This window comes from Pseudomonas sp. C9 (assembly GCF_002000165.1).
Classification (GTDB): Bacteria; Pseudomonadota; Gammaproteobacteria; order Pseudomonadales; family Pseudomonadaceae; genus Aquipseudomonas.
Genome location: NZ_MPAK01000004.1, coordinates 1 through 925 on the forward strand (window position 1 = coordinate 1; position 925 = coordinate 925).

Annotated in this window: 2 protein-coding genes; one reads left to right on the forward strand and one right to left on the reverse strand. The window is 54.8% G+C overall.

What is annotated here, in order from left to right; translation table 11 throughout:
- The coding region (locus BMS17_RS29475; protein ID WP_139348160.1) for a transposase at window positions 1-221 on the reverse strand (221 nt) is incomplete at its 3' end.
- A 174-nt stretch (window positions 222-395) separates the two neighbouring features.
- Here BMS17_RS29475 and BMS17_RS29480 point away from each other — a divergent pair.
- A partial coding sequence (locus BMS17_RS29480; RefSeq protein WP_139348161.1) for an IS110 family transposase occupies window positions 396-925 on the forward strand: 530 nt, incomplete at its 3' end.

Here is a 925-nt window from a genome sequence, read left to right on the forward strand (position 1 = left end):
GCTTTTAGTTCCTGGATCTGGCGCTGATCTTCGGTGATTGCCTTGGTGCCTTTGACTGGCTGCCCTTCACGTTCCTTACGAACCTGATCGACCCAGCGCCGTAAAGCGGTGGGCCCGATATCCAGCGATGCACAAACATCTGAAACCGGGCAGTTATCATCAAGCACCATGCTGGCAGCATGAAGCTTGAACTCGCGCGTATAGACCTTTCTTTCGTTCATGGAGCCTCCAAGTTGGCGAAATCATATCGCCCTTAAGAGGTGTCCGAAATTATTAGGCCAGTTCAGCCCGGCTCCTACAGGGGAATGCATTCCAAACTAATGAAATGGCTACCCCCGCTGCCCCCTGTGATCGCCCACTAAGCTTTCACAGGGGGCTCATCGGAGATCATTGCCATGAACAACGTAGCTATTGCCGCCATCGACTTGGGAAAACACTCCTTTCATCTGCATGCTCAAGATGATCATGGTCATGAGCTTTACCGCAAAAAGTTTACGCGGGCAGCGCTCACCCAATATCTGGCGAAACTGGAACCCTGCACCGTCGTGATGGAAGCCTGTGGCGGCGCCCATTTCATGGCGCAGGAAGTCGCCAAACTGGGGCATACGCCCAAGCTCATTGCTCCTCATCTCGTGCGCCCTTACGTGAAAAGCAACAAGAACGACTTCGCTGATGCCGAAGCGATCTGCGAGGCGGCGTCTCGCCCCACGATGCGCTTCGTGCCCCCCAAAACCCAGGCTCAGCAGGCGCTGGCGATGCTCAACTCCACCCGCGATGCCTTCATCAAAGACCGTACCGCCACCGTCAATCGGATTCACGCCGCCCTGCTGGAGGTGGGTATCAGCCTGGCTCCCGGCTTCAAATCCATCAAAGAACTTCCAGCGTTGCTTGAGATGAGTTCATTTTCCGGCTCCATCAAAAAAAT